The organism is Aeromonas popoffii, from assembly GCF_000820025.1.
Taxonomy (GTDB): Bacteria; Pseudomonadota; Gammaproteobacteria; order Enterobacterales; family Aeromonadaceae; genus Aeromonas; species Aeromonas popoffii.
Map to the genome: position 1 here is coordinate 8,141 of NZ_CDBI01000003.1, position 1,821 is coordinate 9,961.

The following is a 1,821-nucleotide window of genomic DNA, read 5'->3' on the forward strand; positions in this document are numbered from 1 at the left end:
AATGAGGCTGGGGCGTAAGGGCTGCGGTTGCCAGTCCCGATTTCTATTGAGATAATCCCCCTCCTGATCCATCGCAAGACAAGGTTCATAGGTACCCCGATCGAGTGTTTGTCGGGGTCGTACAGTTTGTAATTACTAATGAAAAGACATGGCTGAGAAACGCAATATTTTCCTGATAGGTCCCATGGGTGCGGGCAAGAGCACCATAGGTAGACATCTGGCAGAACAACTGCATATGGAGTTTTTCGACTCAGATCATGAGATTGAGCGCCGCAGTGGTGCCGATATCGGCTGGGTGTTCGATGTTGAAGGCGAAGAGGGTTTCCGGATCCGCGAAGAGAAGGTCATAGGCGACCTTTCAGAACAGCAGGGTATCGTGCTGGCGACGGGTGGCGGTGCCATCAAGAGCCGTGAAACACGGAACAAGCTCTCTGCTCGCGGTATCGTGGTGTACCTCGAAACAACCATTGAGAAGCAGCTGGCACGCACACAAAGAGACAAGCGTCGCCCACTGCTGCAAACCGAAGAGCCGCCGCGCGAAGTACTCGAGCGTCTGGCACAAGAGCGCAATGCGCTGTATGAAGAAGTGGCTGACTTTGTCATCCAGACTGATGATCAGAGCGCTAAAATTGTTGCTAATCAAATTGTTAAGTTGATTGGCATGTAATCTAGAGGACGTCCATGGAAAGGTTGAAGGTCGAACTGGGTGAACGCAGTTATCCCATCGAGATAGCGGCGGGTCTGTTGCAGCATGCAGAGGTGCTGACACAAACCATCAAGGGCAAACGGGTCATGATAGTGACCAATACCGTTGTTGCGCCCTTGTATCTTGAGCGGATTATCCAGTTGCTGTCCGGTTTTCAGGTTGAACACCTGATCCTGCCGGACGGTGAGGCCTACAAGACCCTGGCAACCTTCGAGCGGATCATGTCTGCTCTGCTGGAAACCAACCATGGTCGGGACACTACACTGATCGCCCTGGGGGGCGGTGTGATTGGGGATGTTGTCGGCTTTGCTGCGGCAAGCTACCAACGTGGCATTCCTTTTATTCAAGTGCCTACCACACTGCTCTCCCAGGTTGATTCCTCCGTCGGCGGCAAGACCGCCGTCAATCATCCCCTCGGCAAGAACATGATTGGGGCCTTTTATCAGCCCAAACATGTGGTTATCGACACAGAATGCCTCAAGACCCTGCCTGCCCGTGAATTTGCCGCCGGCATGGCCGAGGTCATCAAGTACGGCATCATTTGGGACGCTGAATTCTTCTCCTGGCTCGAAACCAACATGTCCCGTCTGCAGGCGCTGGAGCCGGCTGCCCTGGCGTATGCCATTCGCCGCTGCTGCGAGATCAAGGCCGATGTGGTGGCGCAGGACGAGACAGAGCACGGTGTGCGTGCCCTGCTGAACCTGGGCCACACCTTTGGTCACGCCATCGAGGCCGAAAAAGGCTATGGGAACTGGCTGCACGGCGAAGCCGTTGCCGCAGGCATGATGCTGGCTGCATTCACGGCCGAGGTGCGTGGCGAGCTGGATAACCGGCAGGTAGCCCGTATCCGCGATCTGCTGCTGGCGGCCAATCTACCCATCCAGGCGCCGGCCGAGATGGATTTCGATGCCTTCATTCGCCATATGCGGCGTGACAAGAAGGTACTGGAAGGCAAGCTGCGACTGATATTGCCAGTCGGTATCGGCCATGCACAGGTGGTGGCCGATGTCTCCGATGCTGAATTGTTGGCGGTGATCGAGTCTGGTCGTGAGTAATAATAAACTGCTTAAACTTCCTTCCCAGCGGCAGCTGGTTGACCGGCTGCTGCACCTGAT

Annotated in this window: 2 protein-coding genes; both read left to right on the plus strand. The window is 55.4% G+C overall.

From position 1 onward, the window contains the following. Window positions 1–148: 148 nt before the first annotated feature. Window positions 149–667, plus strand: a complete 519-nt coding sequence (gene aroK, locus BN1129_RS00630) for a shikimate kinase AroK (RefSeq protein ID WP_005317117.1) — start codon at window positions 149–151, stop codon at window positions 665–667. Window positions 668–681: 14 nt separating this feature from the next. Next, a complete protein-coding gene (aroB, locus tag BN1129_RS00635; protein ID WP_042033841.1) occupies window positions 682–1,761 on the plus strand; it encodes a 3-dehydroquinate synthase in 1,080 nt (359 codons plus the stop codon). Window positions 1,762–1,821 lie beyond the last annotated feature (60 nt).

Excerpts from the sequence above, each read along its gene's own strand:
- aroK (WP_005317117.1), top strand. The coding sequence starts at position 149 with ATGGCTGAGAAACGCAATATTTTCCTGATAGGTCCCATGGGTGCGGGC.
- aroB (WP_042033841.1), top strand. The coding sequence starts at position 682 with ATGGAAAGGTTGAAGGTCGAACTGGGTGAACGCAGTTATCCCATCGAG.